The organism is Youxingia wuxianensis (assembly GCF_014385085.1).
Classification (GTDB): Bacteria; Bacillota; Clostridia; order Oscillospirales; family Ruminococcaceae; genus Youxingia; species Youxingia wuxianensis.
Map to the genome: position 1 here is coordinate 385,272 of NZ_JACRTD010000001.1, position 15,011 is coordinate 400,282.

At 44.6% G+C, this 15,011-nt stretch carries 19 protein-coding genes and 1 riboswitch; of the genes, 5 read left to right on the forward strand and 14 right to left on the reverse strand.

All coding sequences use genetic code 11. The features are described 5' to 3' along the window. Positions 1-7 precede the first annotated feature (7 nt). Positions 8-1,033: a tRNA preQ1(34) S-adenosylmethionine ribosyltransferase-isomerase QueA gene (gene queA / locus H8705_RS01990; RefSeq protein WP_262394179.1), complete on the reverse strand. Its 1,026-nt coding sequence runs from the start codon at positions 1,031-1,033 to the stop codon at positions 8-10. Between the two features lie 110 nt (positions 1,034-1,143). After that, a riboswitch (Lysine riboswitch) is annotated at positions 1,144-1,323 on the forward strand. Between the two features lie 147 nt (positions 1,324-1,470). Between queA and asd the strand changes: the two genes are divergently transcribed. The 5 genes from asd (at position 1,471) to H8705_RS02015 (ending at position 5,630) form a co-directional block, all read left to right on the forward strand. Next, entirely contained in the window at positions 1,471-2,550 is a 1,080-nt protein-coding gene (asd, locus tag H8705_RS01995; RefSeq protein WP_262394180.1) for an aspartate-semialdehyde dehydrogenase, read from the forward strand. A gap of 25 nt (positions 2,551-2,575) precedes the next feature. After that, complete coding sequence (dapA, locus tag H8705_RS02000; RefSeq protein WP_262394181.1) at positions 2,576-3,463, forward strand: 4-hydroxy-tetrahydrodipicolinate synthase; 888 nt, start codon at positions 2,576-2,578, stop codon at positions 3,461-3,463. Positions 3,464-3,487: 24 nt separating this feature from the next. Beyond that, the gene (gene dapB, locus H8705_RS02005; protein ID WP_262394182.1) at positions 3,488-4,237 is read left to right on the forward strand and encodes a 4-hydroxy-tetrahydrodipicolinate reductase; all 750 of its coding nucleotides are present in this window, start codon (positions 3,488-3,490) and stop codon (positions 4,235-4,237) included. A gap of 19 nt (positions 4,238-4,256) precedes the next feature. Next, positions 4,257-4,730, forward strand: a complete 474-nt coding sequence (locus H8705_RS02010; protein ID WP_262394183.1) for an ACT domain-containing protein — start codon at positions 4,257-4,259, stop codon at positions 4,728-4,730. 129 nt (positions 4,731-4,859) lie between these two features. Continuing rightward, the gene (locus H8705_RS02015; RefSeq protein ID WP_262394184.1) at positions 4,860-5,630 is read left to right on the forward strand and encodes a DeoR/GlpR family DNA-binding transcription regulator; all 771 of its coding nucleotides are present in this window, start codon (positions 4,860-4,862) and stop codon (positions 5,628-5,630) included. Between the two features lie 3 nt (positions 5,631-5,633). Here H8705_RS02015 and H8705_RS02020 read toward each other — a convergent pair whose 3' ends face one another. From H8705_RS02020 to yhbY, 13 genes are all read right to left on the reverse strand, one after another. Continuing rightward, entirely contained in the window at positions 5,634-6,149 is a 516-nt protein-coding gene (locus tag H8705_RS02020) for a Gx transporter family protein (protein ID WP_262394185.1), read from the reverse strand. Between the two features lie 95 nt (positions 6,150-6,244). Next, positions 6,245-6,700, reverse strand: coding sequence for a CD1247 N-terminal domain-containing protein (locus H8705_RS02025; RefSeq protein WP_262394186.1), 456 nt, complete (start codon positions 6,698-6,700; stop codon positions 6,245-6,247). A gap of 39 nt (positions 6,701-6,739) precedes the next feature. Next, the gene (gene efp, locus H8705_RS02030) at positions 6,740-7,297 is read right to left on the reverse strand and encodes an elongation factor P (protein WP_262394187.1); all 558 of its coding nucleotides are present in this window, start codon (positions 7,295-7,297) and stop codon (positions 6,740-6,742) included. 145 nt (positions 7,298-7,442) lie between these two features. Further along, positions 7,443-8,513, reverse strand: coding sequence for a M24 family metallopeptidase (locus H8705_RS02035; RefSeq protein WP_262394188.1), 1,071 nt, complete (start codon positions 8,511-8,513; stop codon positions 7,443-7,445). A gap of 3 nt (positions 8,514-8,516) precedes the next feature. After that, positions 8,517-8,948, reverse strand: a complete 432-nt coding sequence (gene aroQ / locus H8705_RS02040) for a type II 3-dehydroquinate dehydratase (RefSeq protein ID WP_262394189.1) — start codon at positions 8,946-8,948, stop codon at positions 8,517-8,519. Then, on the reverse strand, positions 8,945-9,814 hold the full coding sequence (locus H8705_RS02045; RefSeq protein WP_262394190.1) for a TIM barrel protein: 870 nt from the start codon (positions 9,812-9,814) through the stop codon (positions 8,945-8,947). Before H8705_RS02045 ends, aroQ begins: the two co-directional genes overlap by 4 nt. Positions 9,815-9,824: 10 nt before the next feature. Continuing rightward, positions 9,825-10,313 carry a YqeG family HAD IIIA-type phosphatase gene (locus H8705_RS02050; RefSeq protein ID WP_262394191.1) on the reverse strand — a complete coding sequence of 163 codons (489 nt, stop codon included), beginning with the start codon at positions 10,311-10,313 and terminating at the stop codon, positions 9,825-9,827. Positions 10,314-10,433: 120 nt separating this feature from the next. Continuing rightward, entirely contained in the window at positions 10,434-10,610 is a 177-nt protein-coding gene (gene rpsU, locus H8705_RS02055) for a 30S ribosomal protein S21 (RefSeq protein ID WP_006875892.1), read from the reverse strand. Between the two features lie 127 nt (positions 10,611-10,737). Beyond that, a complete protein-coding gene (leuS, locus tag H8705_RS02060; RefSeq protein ID WP_262394192.1) occupies positions 10,738-13,143 on the reverse strand; it encodes a leucine--tRNA ligase in 2,406 nt (801 codons plus the stop codon). Positions 13,144-13,175: 32 nt separating this feature from the next. Beyond that, entirely contained in the window at positions 13,176-13,526 is a 351-nt protein-coding gene (gene rsfS / locus H8705_RS02065) for a ribosome silencing factor (RefSeq protein WP_262394193.1), read from the reverse strand. 11 nt (positions 13,527-13,537) lie between these two features. Continuing rightward, a complete protein-coding gene (gene yqeK / locus H8705_RS02070; RefSeq protein ID WP_262394194.1) occupies positions 13,538-14,104 on the reverse strand; it encodes a bis(5'-nucleosyl)-tetraphosphatase (symmetrical) YqeK in 567 nt (188 codons plus the stop codon). Beyond that, positions 14,097-14,717 carry a nicotinate (nicotinamide) nucleotide adenylyltransferase gene (gene nadD / locus H8705_RS02075; protein ID WP_262394195.1) on the reverse strand — a complete coding sequence of 207 codons (621 nt, stop codon included), beginning with the start codon at positions 14,715-14,717 and terminating at the stop codon, positions 14,097-14,099. The genes yqeK and nadD overlap by 8 nt, the downstream gene beginning before the upstream one ends. Continuing rightward, positions 14,717-15,007 carry a ribosome assembly RNA-binding protein YhbY gene (gene yhbY / locus H8705_RS02080; RefSeq protein WP_262394196.1) on the reverse strand — a complete coding sequence of 97 codons (291 nt, stop codon included), beginning with the start codon at positions 15,005-15,007 and terminating at the stop codon, positions 14,717-14,719. The genes nadD and yhbY overlap by 1 nt, the downstream gene beginning before the upstream one ends. Positions 15,008-15,011 lie beyond the last annotated feature (4 nt).

Sequence of the window (15,011 nt, forward strand, 5' to 3'; positions counted from 1 at the left end):
GTTCCTCCTATAATAACAGCATAGCGTCGCCGAAGCTGAAGAAACGGTATTTTTCTTTCACAGCCACGTCATAGGCGCGCATAGTATGCTCATATCCGGCGAAAGCGCTGACCAGCATAATTAAGGTGCTTTCCGGAAGATGAAAGTTAGTGATCAGCCCATCCAGAACTTGAAATTTAAATCCAGGGTAGATAAAAATATCGGTATATCCTTCCGACTGGCAGATACAGCCTTCCTTTGCCGCTACAGATTCCAAAGTACGACAGCTGGTGGTTCCAACAGCAATGACACGGTTTCCCCGCGCTTTGGTTTCATTGATAAGATCCGCAGTTTCTTTTGGAAGGAAATAATGCTCTGAATGCATATGATGCTGGGTAATCTCCTCCACTTTTACCGGACGGAAGGTGCCGATTCCCACATGCAGGGTAACCTCAGCGATAGCGATCCCCTTTTCCTTCAGCCTGTCCATCAGCTGGGTGGTAAAATGCAGCCCCGCCGTAGGTGCCGCCGCAGATCCCAACTGCTTGGAATAGACCGTCTGGTACCGCTCATTGTCCTGTAAGGTTTCAGTGATATAAGGCGGCAGGGGCATATTCCCGATTTTTTCCAAGATATCGTAAAAATTGCCGTCATAATACATTTTAGCCAAGCGGTTGCCGCCGTCGGTGGTACCCAGGATTTCCCCGAGGAGCAGTCCCTCCCCGAATAGAAACCGGGAGCCGGTTTTGGCCTTTTTTCCCGGCCTTACCATCACTTCCCAGACGTCTTTCTCCTTCTGCTCTAAAAGCAAAAACTGCATAGCCCCTCCCGTATGTTCCTTAATTCCATATAGCCTTGCAGGCAGAACGCGGGAATTATTGACTACGAGAGTATCTCCTGGATTAAGATAGTCTATAATATCATAAAAGTGACCGTGCTGAACTTCCCCGGTTTTTCGGTTCATATACAGCATTCGGGAGTGATCCCGAGGTTCAATGGGGGTTTGAGCGATCAGCTCGTCCGGTAGATTATAAAAAAAGTCGGATTTTTTCACAATAGCCTCCTAGAACTTGTAACCTCTGGTAAAATAAAGGATATTTTCAGAAAGTTTGCCCTTTTTTAGTTGACATAAGCGGATACGGATGATAATATAATCAAGTAAGCCAAACCGGTAGAGGAGCGTCTTTACAAAAGTAGCCAGAAGTGAGATTGCCAAGGTCGTTGATAACTGGTGAAAGGGTTGGACGCCGAAGAAAATTGTCTGGCAAGCAGTTTTCTGGGCATACGTTTAAAAGACGTATGACTGTCATCATTTTGCAAAAATGATGGAGAGCTATAGGTGGCAGGAATGAACGAAATGTCATGGACTCCGTCTGTCCATGCGCCTTTGTGCTATCCGTCACAATATCTTCTCTATTATATTGCAATTCATGCCGGTTTTCAACCGGTTTTTTTATTATATTTTGGTTTGTGAAAGGAATGTTATGTGAAATGAAACAGTATAATGTAGCGGTAGTCGGTGCTACCGGTATGGTGGGTCAGCGTTTTGTTACGTTGTTGGAAAATCACCCTTGGTTTCATATTGCCGCTTTAGCAGCGTCTCCCCGCAGCGCGGGAAAAACTTATGAAGAAGCGGTAGGAAATCGCTGGGCAATGAGTGTTCCTATGCCTCAAAAGGTAAAAAAGATGATCGTCCTGGACGCTTCTGATGTAAATACGGTAGCGTCGAAGGTTGATTTTATATTTTGCGCGGTAGATATGAAGAAAGATGAGATTAAAGCTTTGGAAGAATCTTACGCCAAAGCGGAATGTCCGGTAATTTCCAATAACTCCGCCCTTCGTCATACTCCGGACGTACCTATGATCATACCGGAGATTAACGCTCATCACGCCCAGGTAATTGAACACCAAAGAAAACGTTTGGGTACCAAACGGGGCTTTATCGCTGTAAAATCCAATTGTTCTTTGCAGAGCTATGTCCCTGCCCTTCATCCGCTGATGGAAGAATATAAAGTAAGTAAATGCCTGGTTTGTACTTATCAGGCCATTTCCGGTGCGGGAAAAACCTTTGAAACCTTCCCGGATATTATAGATAATGTGATCCCTTATATCGGCGGCGAAGAAGAAAAAAGCGAAATAGAGCCGCTAAAAATCTGGGGAAATATTGTGGACGGACAGATTGTTCCGGCCTTATCTCCTTCCATTACGGCCCAGTGTTTGCGTGTGCCTGTTTCCGACGGACATATGGCGGCGGTTTTCGTAAGTTTTGAGAAGAAACCTACGATTGAGCAAATAAAAGAAAAATGGGCGTCCTTTTCCGGGGAAGCGCAAAGCTGTTCCCTTCCCAGCGCCCCAAAACAGTTCCTCCATTATTTTGAGGAGGACAACAGACCTCAGACAAAATTGGACCGCAACCTGGAAAATGGAATGGCGGTATCCATTGGACGTTTACGCGAGGATTCTCAGTACGACTATAAATTTGTCTGCCTGTCCCACAATACCTTGCGGGGTGCGGCAGGCGGCGGCGTATTGATGGCAGAGCTGTTGGCCGCGAAAGGTTACTTGGATTAATTTTATGAAGAAATGAGGTTCCCTTATGAAAAAAACGATTTTTACAGGAGCCGGCGTTGCGATCATCACCCCAATGAATGACGATTTGTCTGTAAATTGGGAAATGCTGGGCACTTTAATTGACTGGCAGATTGAAAACGGCACCGATTGTATTGTCATCTCCGGCACCACAGGGGAAGCGTCTACCCTTACGGATGAAGAACATGTGGAAACAATTCGCTATACGGTAGAGCGCGTGGCAGGCCGTGTACCGGTCATTGCGGGTGCAGGCAGCAACCATACCGATTATGCCCTGTGGCTGTCAAAACAGGCTGCGCAGGCCGGCGCAGACGGCCTTCTTCATGTAACGCCTTACTACAATAAGACTTCCCAGGCCGGACTGATCAAGCACTTTACTACCCTGGCGGACGCTACAGATCTGCCTGTGGTACTCTACAATGTGCCCAGCCGCACGGGACTGAATATTACTCCTCAAACCTATTATGAACTTTCTAAGCATCCGAATATTGTAGCTACCAAAGAAGCCAGTGGAAATTTATCCGCAATTGCTACTACCCGATATTTGTGCGGGGATAATTTGGATATTTACTCCGGTAACGACGATCAGATTCTGCCGATTCTTTCTTTAGGCGGCAAAGGAGTCATTTCAGTACTTTCCAACGTGGCCCCCAGGCAAACTCACGATATCTGCCAGTGGTATTTTGAGGGAAAGGTAAAAGAAAGCGAAGCTCTTCAGATTAAATTTATGGGGCTGATCAACGCTCTTTTCTCCGACGTTAATCCGATCCCTGTCAAAGAAGCGGTAAATATTATAGGTTATCGCGCGGGAAAATGCCGCTTGCCTTTGGTGGATATGGATGATAAACTAAAAGAGAAATTAAAAGACCAGATGAAAGCTGTTGGCGTCATCTAATTTGTCATAGAAAATGGTGTTTAAATGAAAAGGATCATAATTTCAGGTTGTAATGGGAAAATGGGGAAAAAAATCTCTTCCTGTATCCGGGAAAGAAACGATTGCACGGTAGTGGCGGGGATTGATAAAAACCCGGAATCTTTCGATGGATTTCCTGTATTTGCTGCCCCGGCAGAATGTCCGGTGCAGGCGGATGTTCTGATTGATTTTTCTCACCCCAGCGCGCTGGCTTCCCTGCTTGCCTATTGTGTGGATAAAAAACTTCCAGCGGTTATCGCTACTACCGGTTTATCCAATGAGCAGATAGAACAAATCAAGGAATGCTCCAAACAGGTGCCTTTGTTTTTTTCGTTCAATATGTCTTTGGGAGTCAATTTGCTTGCCCAGCTGGCGAAAAAAGCGGCGGCGGTATTGGGAGACCAGTTTGATATTGAAATTATCGAGAAACACCACAATCAAAAAATTGACGCGCCCAGCGGTACGGCATTAATGCTGGCGGACGCGGTTTCCTCTGTGTTGAAGGAAGAACCGCAGTATGTGTATGACCGTCACGCAGTACGGAAGAAACGTTCTAAAAATGAAATTGGCATCCATGCGGTAAGAGGCGGCACGATTGTCGGAGAGCACGAAATCCTCTTTGCGGGGCATGATGAGATGCTTACCCTTTCCCATACGGCGATGAGCAAAGAAATTTTCGCTACCGGTAGTATTAACGCTGCGATATTCCTTTGTGGAAAGTCCGCGGGACTTTATGACATGGGGGATATTGTTTAAATAGAAAGGGGCTTTTCTGATGAATGGAGTATCAAAAATTACAGTTACCGAAGATGTTACGTTAGTAACCTTTAATAAAGTGTATGCTGATTTAAAATTGATCGCTGATATCTTTGCCGATTTTGCCAAGGCGGATATTAATATTGATATGATCAGTCAAACTGCTCCCCAGGGTCATTATATTGACCTCTCCTTTTCCCTGCCTGCCGACCAGTTGATCAAAGTGCTGGAACTGATAAATAAATTTCGCGAAACCCATGCCCAGTTAAAACCCATGGTCAGCAGTGGAAACTGTAAAATTCAGCTGTATGGACAGGAAATGCGGGAGATGCACGGGGTTGCGGCAGCGGCGATTTCCGCCATTGCCAGCACGCAGGTGGGGCTCACGCTGATTACCACCAGCGAAGTGGATATTTCCCTTTTAGTTACGCAGGCGGACTGTAATGCGGCTGTAAAATCTTTGGAAGAAATGTTCCATGTAAAAGCCGAATAATCCATTTGGAAAAACTATCAGAAAAGGCACGGTAAAAATACCGTGCCTTTTTTTAGTTATATTGATAAAAAAGATGTTTTACAGTATAATAAAGGTAAAATTTGGAAATTCCGAAAGGTAATGACAGAAATGCTTGCGATTACGCGAAGAAATGAAATAAAAGATATACTTTTAACACAAAAGAGTATTACCGTGACTGAACTATCACAACAATTTGAAGTAACAGAAGAGACAATTCGGCGTGATTTAAAGCTGCTGGAGGAAAATGGCTTTCTAACTCGTACTTACGGAGGAGCATATATTGAGGAGGGTTCAGTCACACAACTGGAGGAGGAGTTAAAACAAACCTCTAATTTATCTGGATATCAGAGAATCGCCAAAAAATGCACACAGTTTATTAAAAATGGAGATTGTATCTTTTTAGATTCCAGCAATATTTCAATTTCTCTTTGCGAGCAGATTCAAAGTATGCATCTTACTGTCCTTACCAATTCCTTGAAAGTCATAAACTACCTTTGCGCGTTCCAAAATATTCGGTTAGTTTCCCTGGGAGGAAACTACTCCCCTGCATATCAATGCTTTTGTGGCCGGGGAGCGCTGACAGGACTTTCCAACTACCATCTGGACACGGCGTTTCTTTCCTGTGCTTCCCTGGATATTGTACATGGGCTGACGGATACTTCCGAGACCACGGCCCAGCTGAGAAGCGCAGTACTGGATCACTCCAAAAACACCTTTTTAATTGCGGACAGCACAAAATTTGATCGAACTTCTTTTCATACGATTGGCAGCCTGGATAAAGTTGATGCGGTGATAACTGATATCCGCCTTCCTGAACGCTGGAAACAGGCGTCTAAAGACAGGCAGTTCCAGTTGTTTGAATGTTGTGAACCAATATAAAAGCTATCGCAGTATCTTATTAAGATGGGGCATAAGATATCTCAAAAGAATGCCTGTAACGATCCCCATAAGAATACCGGATAAAGCGAGGATGGGAAAATAATACCCCACTAAGGTATTCTTAAGCAGCACTCCAGCCATTAAAAGCTGTCCGGCATTGTGGGCCACCCCGCCGCAGATGCTGATAAACAGATAGCTTAATTTTGCCTTTTTGACATATAAAAGCGCCAGCATCACTCCAAGGGATAACATCCCGCCGCAAAAACTCATGGCAGCCCCGGTAACGCCCCTGGTCAAAAGCACAAAGAACGATTTGAGGACGGTAATGGTTAAGGCCTCCTCTTTTCCCAGGCAAAAAAGGCAGTACATAGTGACGATATTGGAAAGTCCAACCTTTATTCCAGGCACAGGGATAAAAGAGGATAAACTGCTCTCTACCAGACTGAGTATCATGGAAAGAGCAAATAGCAGCCCTAAAAAAGCTGCTTTAGAAGCTCGGTATTTTTTTAGAAATGCCATAGCATGTTCCGCCTATCATTATAAAATCTGAAATACTGAAAACACCCCGCACATTTGCGAGGTGTTTTCCAATTGTACTTAGATGCTGAAAATTCTTATTTGTCACAGTCGCAGCCATCGTGGTCACAGCAGCTGCAGTTGTCGTCTTCCAGATCAAACTCTAAGAGTTCACCGCAGTTCGGGCAGGTTGTCTGTCCTTCCTCCAGCATATCGGAATCAATGCAAACGACATCGCCGCAGGTAGGGCAACAAACTTCATAAAGATCTTCGCCGAAATAATCTTCGTCCTCGTCCTCATCGTCATCACAGCAGCAATCACACTCATCATCCAGTTCATAGAAGTCCTCTTCCAGAGTTCCCAGATCCTCGTCGATGGTGTCTACCTGTTCTGCCATTTGATCAACAGTGGCCTCCAGGTCAGCGATGGTAAGCGCCATATCATCAATCGCGCCAATAAGAGCGTTGATGATCTTGCCCTCTTTTGTAGAATCGTCAATACCAAGACCTTCCGCCAACCCCTTAATGTACGCGGCTCTTTCAGTAATAGTCATAATAGTACCTCCCTTATATTGGTTTTATTAAAAGAAATATTATGCTCTTTCCATGTACTCGCCAGTACGGGTATCCACTTTAATCATATCTCCTTCATTAATGAAAAGTGGAACCTTGATTTCCGCGCCGGTTTCCAGCACAGCAGGTTTAGTAGCATTGGTAGCGGTATCTCCTTTAAAGCCAGGATCTGTCTGGGTGACCTGCAGTTCTACAAAGAACGGAGGCTCAACACCAAATACACTGCCTTTATAAGAAAGTACTTTTACATCCATATTTTCTTTTACAAATTTAAAATTATCCCCTAAAGTATCTTTGTTAATGGGAATATTTTCATAGGTTTCGTTGTCCATAAAATAATACAGGTCTCCGTCGTTATAAAGATACTGCATGTCTTTTCTTTCCACATAAGCGGTGGGATACTTGTCGGTAGGGCTGAAAGTAACTTCAGTTACCGCCCCGCTGATCACGTTTCTGATCTTGGTTCTGACAAAAGCGGCTCCTTTACCTGGTTTTACATGCTGAAACTCAATAACCTGTACAACTTTGCCGTCCATATCAAATGTAACGCCATTTCTAAAATCGCCCGCTGAAATCATAGTTTAACCTCCAAAATATATACCGCCATTGTCCGGCGCATAGAATAATAAATTTTATGCGCTTACAAAGCGCAGTTGGAAAATTCGCATAAAATTTTAACACTCTAATTCTATATTAAAATGACTAAATTTGCAAGTCTTTTTCCTATAAAAGTATCAAATCACTGGGAGATGCTGTCAAATTCTCGCATCCATCTGGGGTAATTACTATCATATTTTCCGTACGGCAGCCATACTTTCCTTCCACATAAATTCCTGGTTCCACCGTCATGACCATTCCCGGCTCACATATAGTTTCATCCGCGGTGGAAAAGGCCGGTGATTCATGAATTTCGATCCCTAAAGAATGGCCGGTACCATGTCCAAAACAGGCTCCATAGCCCGCCTGCTGGATAATATCCCTGGCAGTTTTATCAACCTGTCGGCAGCTTACTCCCGCCTTCGCAGCGAGAATAGCCGCTTTATGAGCCGCAAGCACCGTATCATATATAAGCTTCTGTTCGTCGCTTATCTTCCCTATCCCCACGGTGCGGGTCATATCCGAACAGTAGCCGTCGATGGTACAGCCGTAGTCCATGGTAATAAAGTCCCCTTCCTCTACCACCTTATCTGTGGGGACCCCATGAGGCATGGAAGAATTTTTCCCGGATACCACAATAAAATCAAAAGCCGGGCGCTGGGACCCGTGGCAGTAGCAAAAATCCAGAAGTTTTCCGGCAATCTGACGGTCGGTCATTCCTGGCTTAATATAGCCGCAAATATAGGCGAACGCGTCGTCGGTAATCTTCTGAGCCTGCCGGATAAGGTCAATTTCTTTTTGGGATTTGATCATCCGCTGGCATTTTATCTGCTGATTTACATAGGTGTCCAATACCAACTGTGTCTTTAATTGTTCTTTCATCCGCAGATATTCGCTGACGCTGAGATAATCAGTTTCCAGGGCAATTTTGTTAATATTGTGTTTGCTGATTAATTGATTTAATTGTCCAGTCAGCTTACTCTGCAGCTCTACCTGGCAGTTCTTGATTATTGCTTTGGCTTTTTCAATATAACGAAAGTCAACAATAAAATAGCTCTGCCCATCTTTGGTAATTAAAAGCGTTCCTGCAGAAGACTGCAGACCTGTATAATATAACCGGTTTACCTCAGAAGTAATCAGCACTGCGTCGATCTCCTGGGGTAAATTTTTAACTAATTGCTCTATTCTTCCGATCATTTCTTATTTCAGCTCCTTTAAAGCGTCCAGCGCCAGAAGATAGCTGTTTTTTCCAAAGCCGTAAATCCCTCCCGCGCATACGGGGGCAATGACCGACGTATGGCGGAACGCATCCCTTGCGTGAATATTGGAAAGATGCACCTCTACCACAGGAAGCCGGATAGCGGAAATAGCATCACGGATAGCGTAGCTGTAGTGGGTATATGCGCCGGCGTTCAAAACAATACCGTCGTATATTTCCCTTGCTTGGTGCAGCTTATCGATAATTGCGCCTTCCTGATTGGATTGGAAAATATCACATTCCAATCCCAGTTCTTTTCCGTGTGCTAAAATACAATCGTTAATATACTCAATACCTTCGCTGCCATAGATATTCGGCTCGCGAACCCCCACCAAATTTAAATTTGGCCCGTGAATGACTAATACTTTTTTCATATAAGGGTCCCTCCTGCATTTAAATACATTTGTTTCATCGCTGCCGCGTCCTCCGCTTGGGTGCCTGCGGATTCGCAAATAATGGTCGGTACGCATCCTTTTTTTACCAATATCTCCGCAAGGGGCTCAAATGAGGGCCCAAACTGGGTGTCCTCAAAAGTCAGGTGCAGCTTTTCTCCTCCTGGAATGGTATATTGAATTTTGCTGAAGTGAATATGAATTTCTTTCATCCGGCTGACGCCGATTTCTTTTTCAATTTTTTGAAATACCGCGTCAAAATCCTCCGGTCCTTTTAGGCCGCCGTAGGTTCTGGCGTTAAGATGGCCAAAGTCTACGCAAGGCAAAATACGCTCGTCCAATTTGCAGATTTCCAGCACTTCCTCTAAGGTTCCAAGTTGGTTTAATTTGCCCATTACTTCCGGGCACATTCGAATGTGGGATAGTCCTTCTGCATCCAGAGCCTTTATACATTTTTTTGTAGTGTCAAGCGCCAATTCCAGGGCCTCTGTCCGGCTGATTTTTCCACAGGAGCCGGTATGAATAATCACACGACTCCCGCCCATTGCCGCTGCTGCCCGGGCGCTCTGAAGCACATAATTAACGCTGCCTATGCGCTTCTCCTCTTCCATGCTGGACATGGAAATATAATAAGGCGCATGTACGCTCAGGGCAATCCCTTTTTCGGAAAACAGCCCTTTTAGCTGAGCCGCTTTTTCTTGAGAAATTTTTACTCCCCGCCCGCACTGATATTCATAGGCGTTGAGGCCCATTCTTTCCAAGTACTCCGGCATCTGCGGCGTGTGTTTATATCCCATGGCGAAAAAGCTGTCTGAACTTCCCGCCGGCCCAAATCTGATATTTGACATTCACAGTCCCCTATCTTTTGAAATTCTTTAGTACCAGCTTTTCCATTTTTCTTTTAAACTTGAAAAACGGAAAACTTTCCAATTCTATGGGCTCCACCAAAATAGAAAGCACATTAGAAAAATTACCGCACAAAATATCGGTAAAAATCTGATCCCCCACCAGCGCCACCTTGTTTTTTTCCACTTTCATCTGAGCCAGAGCGCGATTTAAAGCCCCGGCCAAAGGCTTTGCGGCATTGGCGATATATCCAATACCCAGCCTGCTTGCAAAAGGGGCGACCCGGGCTTCGCTATTATTAGAAAGCACCATTAGACGGATATTTTTTTGCTGCATCTGATCAATCCAATTCAGGACCATAGCGTCCGGAACCGGGTTGTCGTGGGTAGTCAGCGTATTATCCACATCCAGGAGCACCACCGAAATCCCATGGTCTAAAAACCATTGAGGGGGAATATCGTACACCCGGTGAAAGGCATATTTTGGATGGAAAATTGACATGGAGGCCTCCTTTGTCTATCAAACATTACTTATAAATTATACCGCGAAAAGACAGTATTTACAATATGAAAAACAGGCAGGGAACATTCCCTGCCTGTCTTAAATCATTACCGTCACAAATTATTTGAATTTGCGCTTACGAGCAGCTTCAGACTTCTTTTTGCGCTTTACAGACGGCTTCTCGTAGTGCTCTCTTTTACGGACCTCAGCAAGTACGCCGGAGCGTGCGCAAGAGCGTTTAAATCTACGCAGTGCACTATCCAAAGACTCATTGTCTTTTATTCTGATTTCTGACATTTACTAATTCCCTCCCCACGCCAAAAAGCTGGAGTAACTATCCAAAATACTCTTGGATAACAAAGTTTATTATACAATGTAGTTGTGTAACTTGTCAAGCTATTTGATGTCATAACCTGATTTTCAGTTATTTTGCTACAATGTTAACCAGTTTACCTTTGACATAAATTTCTTTTACAATAGTTTTGCCAATCAAAAGCTCTTTGACTGCCGCTTGTTCCTTTGCCAAGGCAAGGGCCTGCTCCTGCGTACAGTCTGTATCCATCAGAATACGAGCTTTGATTTTTCCATTCACCTGGATTGCTACTTCGATCTGTGCGTCATTGCATTTGCTTTCATCATAAACAGGCCATTTCTGTTCATTGAGCATTCCGCCGAATCCACCGATTTCCCACATTTCTTCTGTTAAATGAGGGGCAAAGGGATTTAAAAGGATCAGCAAGGTTTTTAACTCCGCCTTATTGATCGCTTTCTGATCAGAAATTTCATTGAGCAAAGTCATCATAGCGGCGATCGCAGTATTAAATTTTAAATTTTCGATATCTTCTGAAACTTTTTTAATGGTTTTGTGAATGCTGCTCTCCAAATCTTTGGAATAGCTTTCCCCATCCTTTAAAATATCCAAAAGGTTGAAAATTCTTTCCAAAAAACGCTTACAGCCTTTAATAGAGCTTGGGGACCAAGGCGCGCTTTTTTCAAAGTCGCCGATAAACATCTCATACAAGCGCATCGTATCCGCGCCGTATTCCTTGATAATTTCATCCGGATTGACAACATTGCCTCTGGATTTACTCATTTTTTCCCCATTTTCCCCAAGGATCATTCCATGGCTCGTACGTTTAGCATAGGGTTCCGGGGTGCTGACAATGCCGATATCATATAAAAATTTGTGCCAGAAGCGGGAATACAGCAAATGCAGGGTGGTATGCTCCATACCGCCGTTATACCAGTCTACAGGCAGCCAATAATCCAGCGCTTCTTTGGAAGCCAGTTCGCTGTCGTTGTGCGGGTCGCAGTAACGCATAAAATACCAGGAGGACCCTGCCCATTGAGGCATAGTGTCCGTTTCCCGTTTGGCCGGACCGCCGCATTTAGGACAGGTAGTGTTTACCCAGTCGGTAATCGCCGCCAGAGGAGATTCTCCGTCGCCGGTAGGCTCGTAACTTTCTACTTCCGGAAGAGTAAGAGGAAGATCCTTTTCCTCCATGGGCACATAACCGCAATGTTCGCAGTAAACAATAGGAATCGGTTCTCCCCAATATCTCTGGCGGGAGAATACCCAGTCGCGAAGCTTATAGTTTACCTTAGGCTCCCCTTTTCCGTTTTCTGCCAGCCATTTGATAATTTTTTCCTTCGCCTGCTCTACCGAAAGTCCGTCCAGCATGCCTGAATTGACCATTATACCAGTTTCACAGTCTGTAAAGGCTTCTTCATTTACATTTCCGCCCTTGACCACTTCGACGATTGGCAAACCGAATTTTTTTGCAAATTCCCAGTCGCGGGTATCATGGGCCGGTACTGCCATAATAGCGCCGGTACCGTAGCTCATAAGTACGTAGTCGGAGATAAAGATAGGAATTTCTTCGTTGGTAACCGGATTAATTCCGTTGACGCCCTGAAGCCGCACACCGGTCTTGTCTTTGGCCATCTCAGTACGCTCAAAATCAGACTTTTTAGCGGCCTGCTCTTGATACGAGCGAACCTCGTCCATATTCTGGATTTTATCCGCCCAAGCATCAATATATGGATGCTCCGGGGAAATAACCATATAGGTAGCCCCATACAGAGTGTCCGCGCGGGTGGTAAACACTGTCAGCAAATCCCCTGCCGTAGTGCCAAAATCTACCTGCGCGCCGGTAGAACGGCCTATCCAGTTGCGCTGAGAGACCTTTACCCTATCGATATAATTTACTGTGTCCAGATCGTCAATCAACCGCTGGGCATATTCAGTAATCTTTAACATCCACTGGCTTTTGACCCGATGAACTACTTCGCTTCCGCAGCGTTCACATACGCCGCCCACGACCTCTTCATTGGCCAAAACCACTTTACAGCCGGTACACCAGTTAACCGACATTTCTTTTTTATAAGCAAGGCCATGCTTAAACAGCTGTAAAAAAATCCACTGAGTCCATTTATAATAACTGGGATCGGTTGTATTAATTTCCCTCGTCCAGTCAAAGGACAATCCTAAGGATTTAAGCTGCTGCTTAAATCGGGCTACATTTTGCTTAGTAACGATTTCCGGATGGATGTGATTTTTGATCGCATAGTTTTCCGTAGGCAGGCCAAAAGCGTCCCACCCCATGGGATAAAGAACATTATACCCCTGCAAACGGCGTTTTCTGGAAACAATATCCAACGCGGTATAAGAGCGGGGATGGCCTACATGGAGTCCCTGTCCCGAAGGATAAGGAAATTCCACCAAGGCATAGTATTTAGGCTTAGAATAGTCGTTGTGGGCCGCAAATACATTTTTTTCATCCCAGATGTCCTGCCATTTTTTCTCAATTGCTGCAAAATCGTACTTCAATTTGTACACTCCCTGCTTTTTAAGTCGCCAAATTATTTATCAAGGTCCAGCTGGATCGTGGGGGCATCCGCCCACAAGCGTTCCAGCGAATAAAACTCTCTGGTTTGCTCATAAAAAATATGAACGATCACGTCATAATAATCCAAAACAACCCACATAGCACTTTGATATCCTTCAATCCGCCGGGGTTCATACCCCAGCTTAGAAAGTCCTTCTTCTACTTCGTCCGCCAGGGCTTTGACCTGAATATTGGAAGTACCAGAGGCAATTACGAAATAATCGCCGATAGTAGTCAAATCCTTTATTTCCAAAGCTTTAATATCTACTGCTTTTTTATCATCCAATAGCTTTGCTACTTTTAAAACCATCTCGTAAGATGTCATTATACAGCCTCCTATTTTAGTTTTATATAGTAATTATATCCGTCTATCGTATCCTGGCAAATTCCCTGTTCCATGGAAACCAAGCTTTCCACAGAGTATGCCAGCGCTTCTTTCATCGCTTGCTTTAAGTTGGTTTTTGCTAATAAGCGAAAATGCTCTACATCTTCGTAATCCCGATCGTCACTGGTCAGATCTGCCATATAGATAATCTCTTCCAAAAGGCTCATCTTTCCCCGGGCAATTGTATGATAACGCACTGCGTTTAAAATATCCATATCCTGGATATCCAAAGTCTCCTTAATATAACCGCAGGCCGCCATACCATGCCAGGTCTTTGCCTGATCCCGCAGTATATCGTCTAGGATTATACCAAACTTTGCTATCCAATGCAACTGCTCTGCTGGGTTCATCTCTTTGCAAATATCATGAAGATAAGCGGCGACGGCTGCTTTTTGTACATCACAGCCATATTGTTTTGCCAGCTTTCTTGCCTGCTTTACTACACATACCGTATGATAATACCGATATTCCGACAAGGTTTCCTTTACCAGCTTATCCAGCTTGTCAAGATCATGCATCAAGGCTGTCCACCTGCTTTTGGTATAGATTGTGATCTTTGATATATCCCGCTACCGACCGCGGCACCAAGGCGGAAATATCTTTTCCTTTTGAAACTGCATCGCGCACCTGAGTTGAAGAAATTACCACAGGCTCAATCTCCACAATTTTATAAGTTGCCCCCATGGCCTGAATTTTTTCCGCGTATGCTAAAAGCGCTTCTCTTTGGTTTTGCTCCCTTGCCCCGGCGCACATGACCGCCAGCTCAAAAATCCGCTGGGGACGATACCATCGATGCAGGGTAAGAAACATGTCTCCCCCCATAATGAAATATAACTGATCTTTGTGATAAATCTTATGAAGCTCCTCCAACGTATCCACAGTATAACTTTTATGGGAACGGTTGAGTTCCATAGGGCTTACCTGGCAAAGAGGAATATCTAAAAAGGCCAGACGGCACATTTCATACCGATCCTGTCCGCTGACGAGTGCGGTATAAGGTTTATGAGGAGGGATATTATCCGGGATTACAATAAGTTTATCCAGAGATAATGCTTTTAAATAGGCGCGGGCAAGATTAATATGTCCGTTGTGTACAGGATTAAACGTTCCCCCAAAGATACCGATCTTCATTACTTTAGCTCTATAATCGGTTTTTTTGTATTGCGCCGGTAAAGGACAAACTTTGTCCCAATCACCTGGACCACCTGGGAGTTGGTAGCCTGAGCCAGCTCGTCGGCAATTTCACGGCTGCTCTGGGGCGCGGTTTCCAATACCCGCATCTTTATCAGTTCCCGCGCGGTGAGGGCATCGTCTACCTGTTTTACTAAAGGATCCATGACGCCGCCTTTTCCTACCTGGAGAATAGTATCCATGGAATTTGCAAGGCCGCGAAGCTGCGCCCTCTGTTTACTAGTAAGCATATAT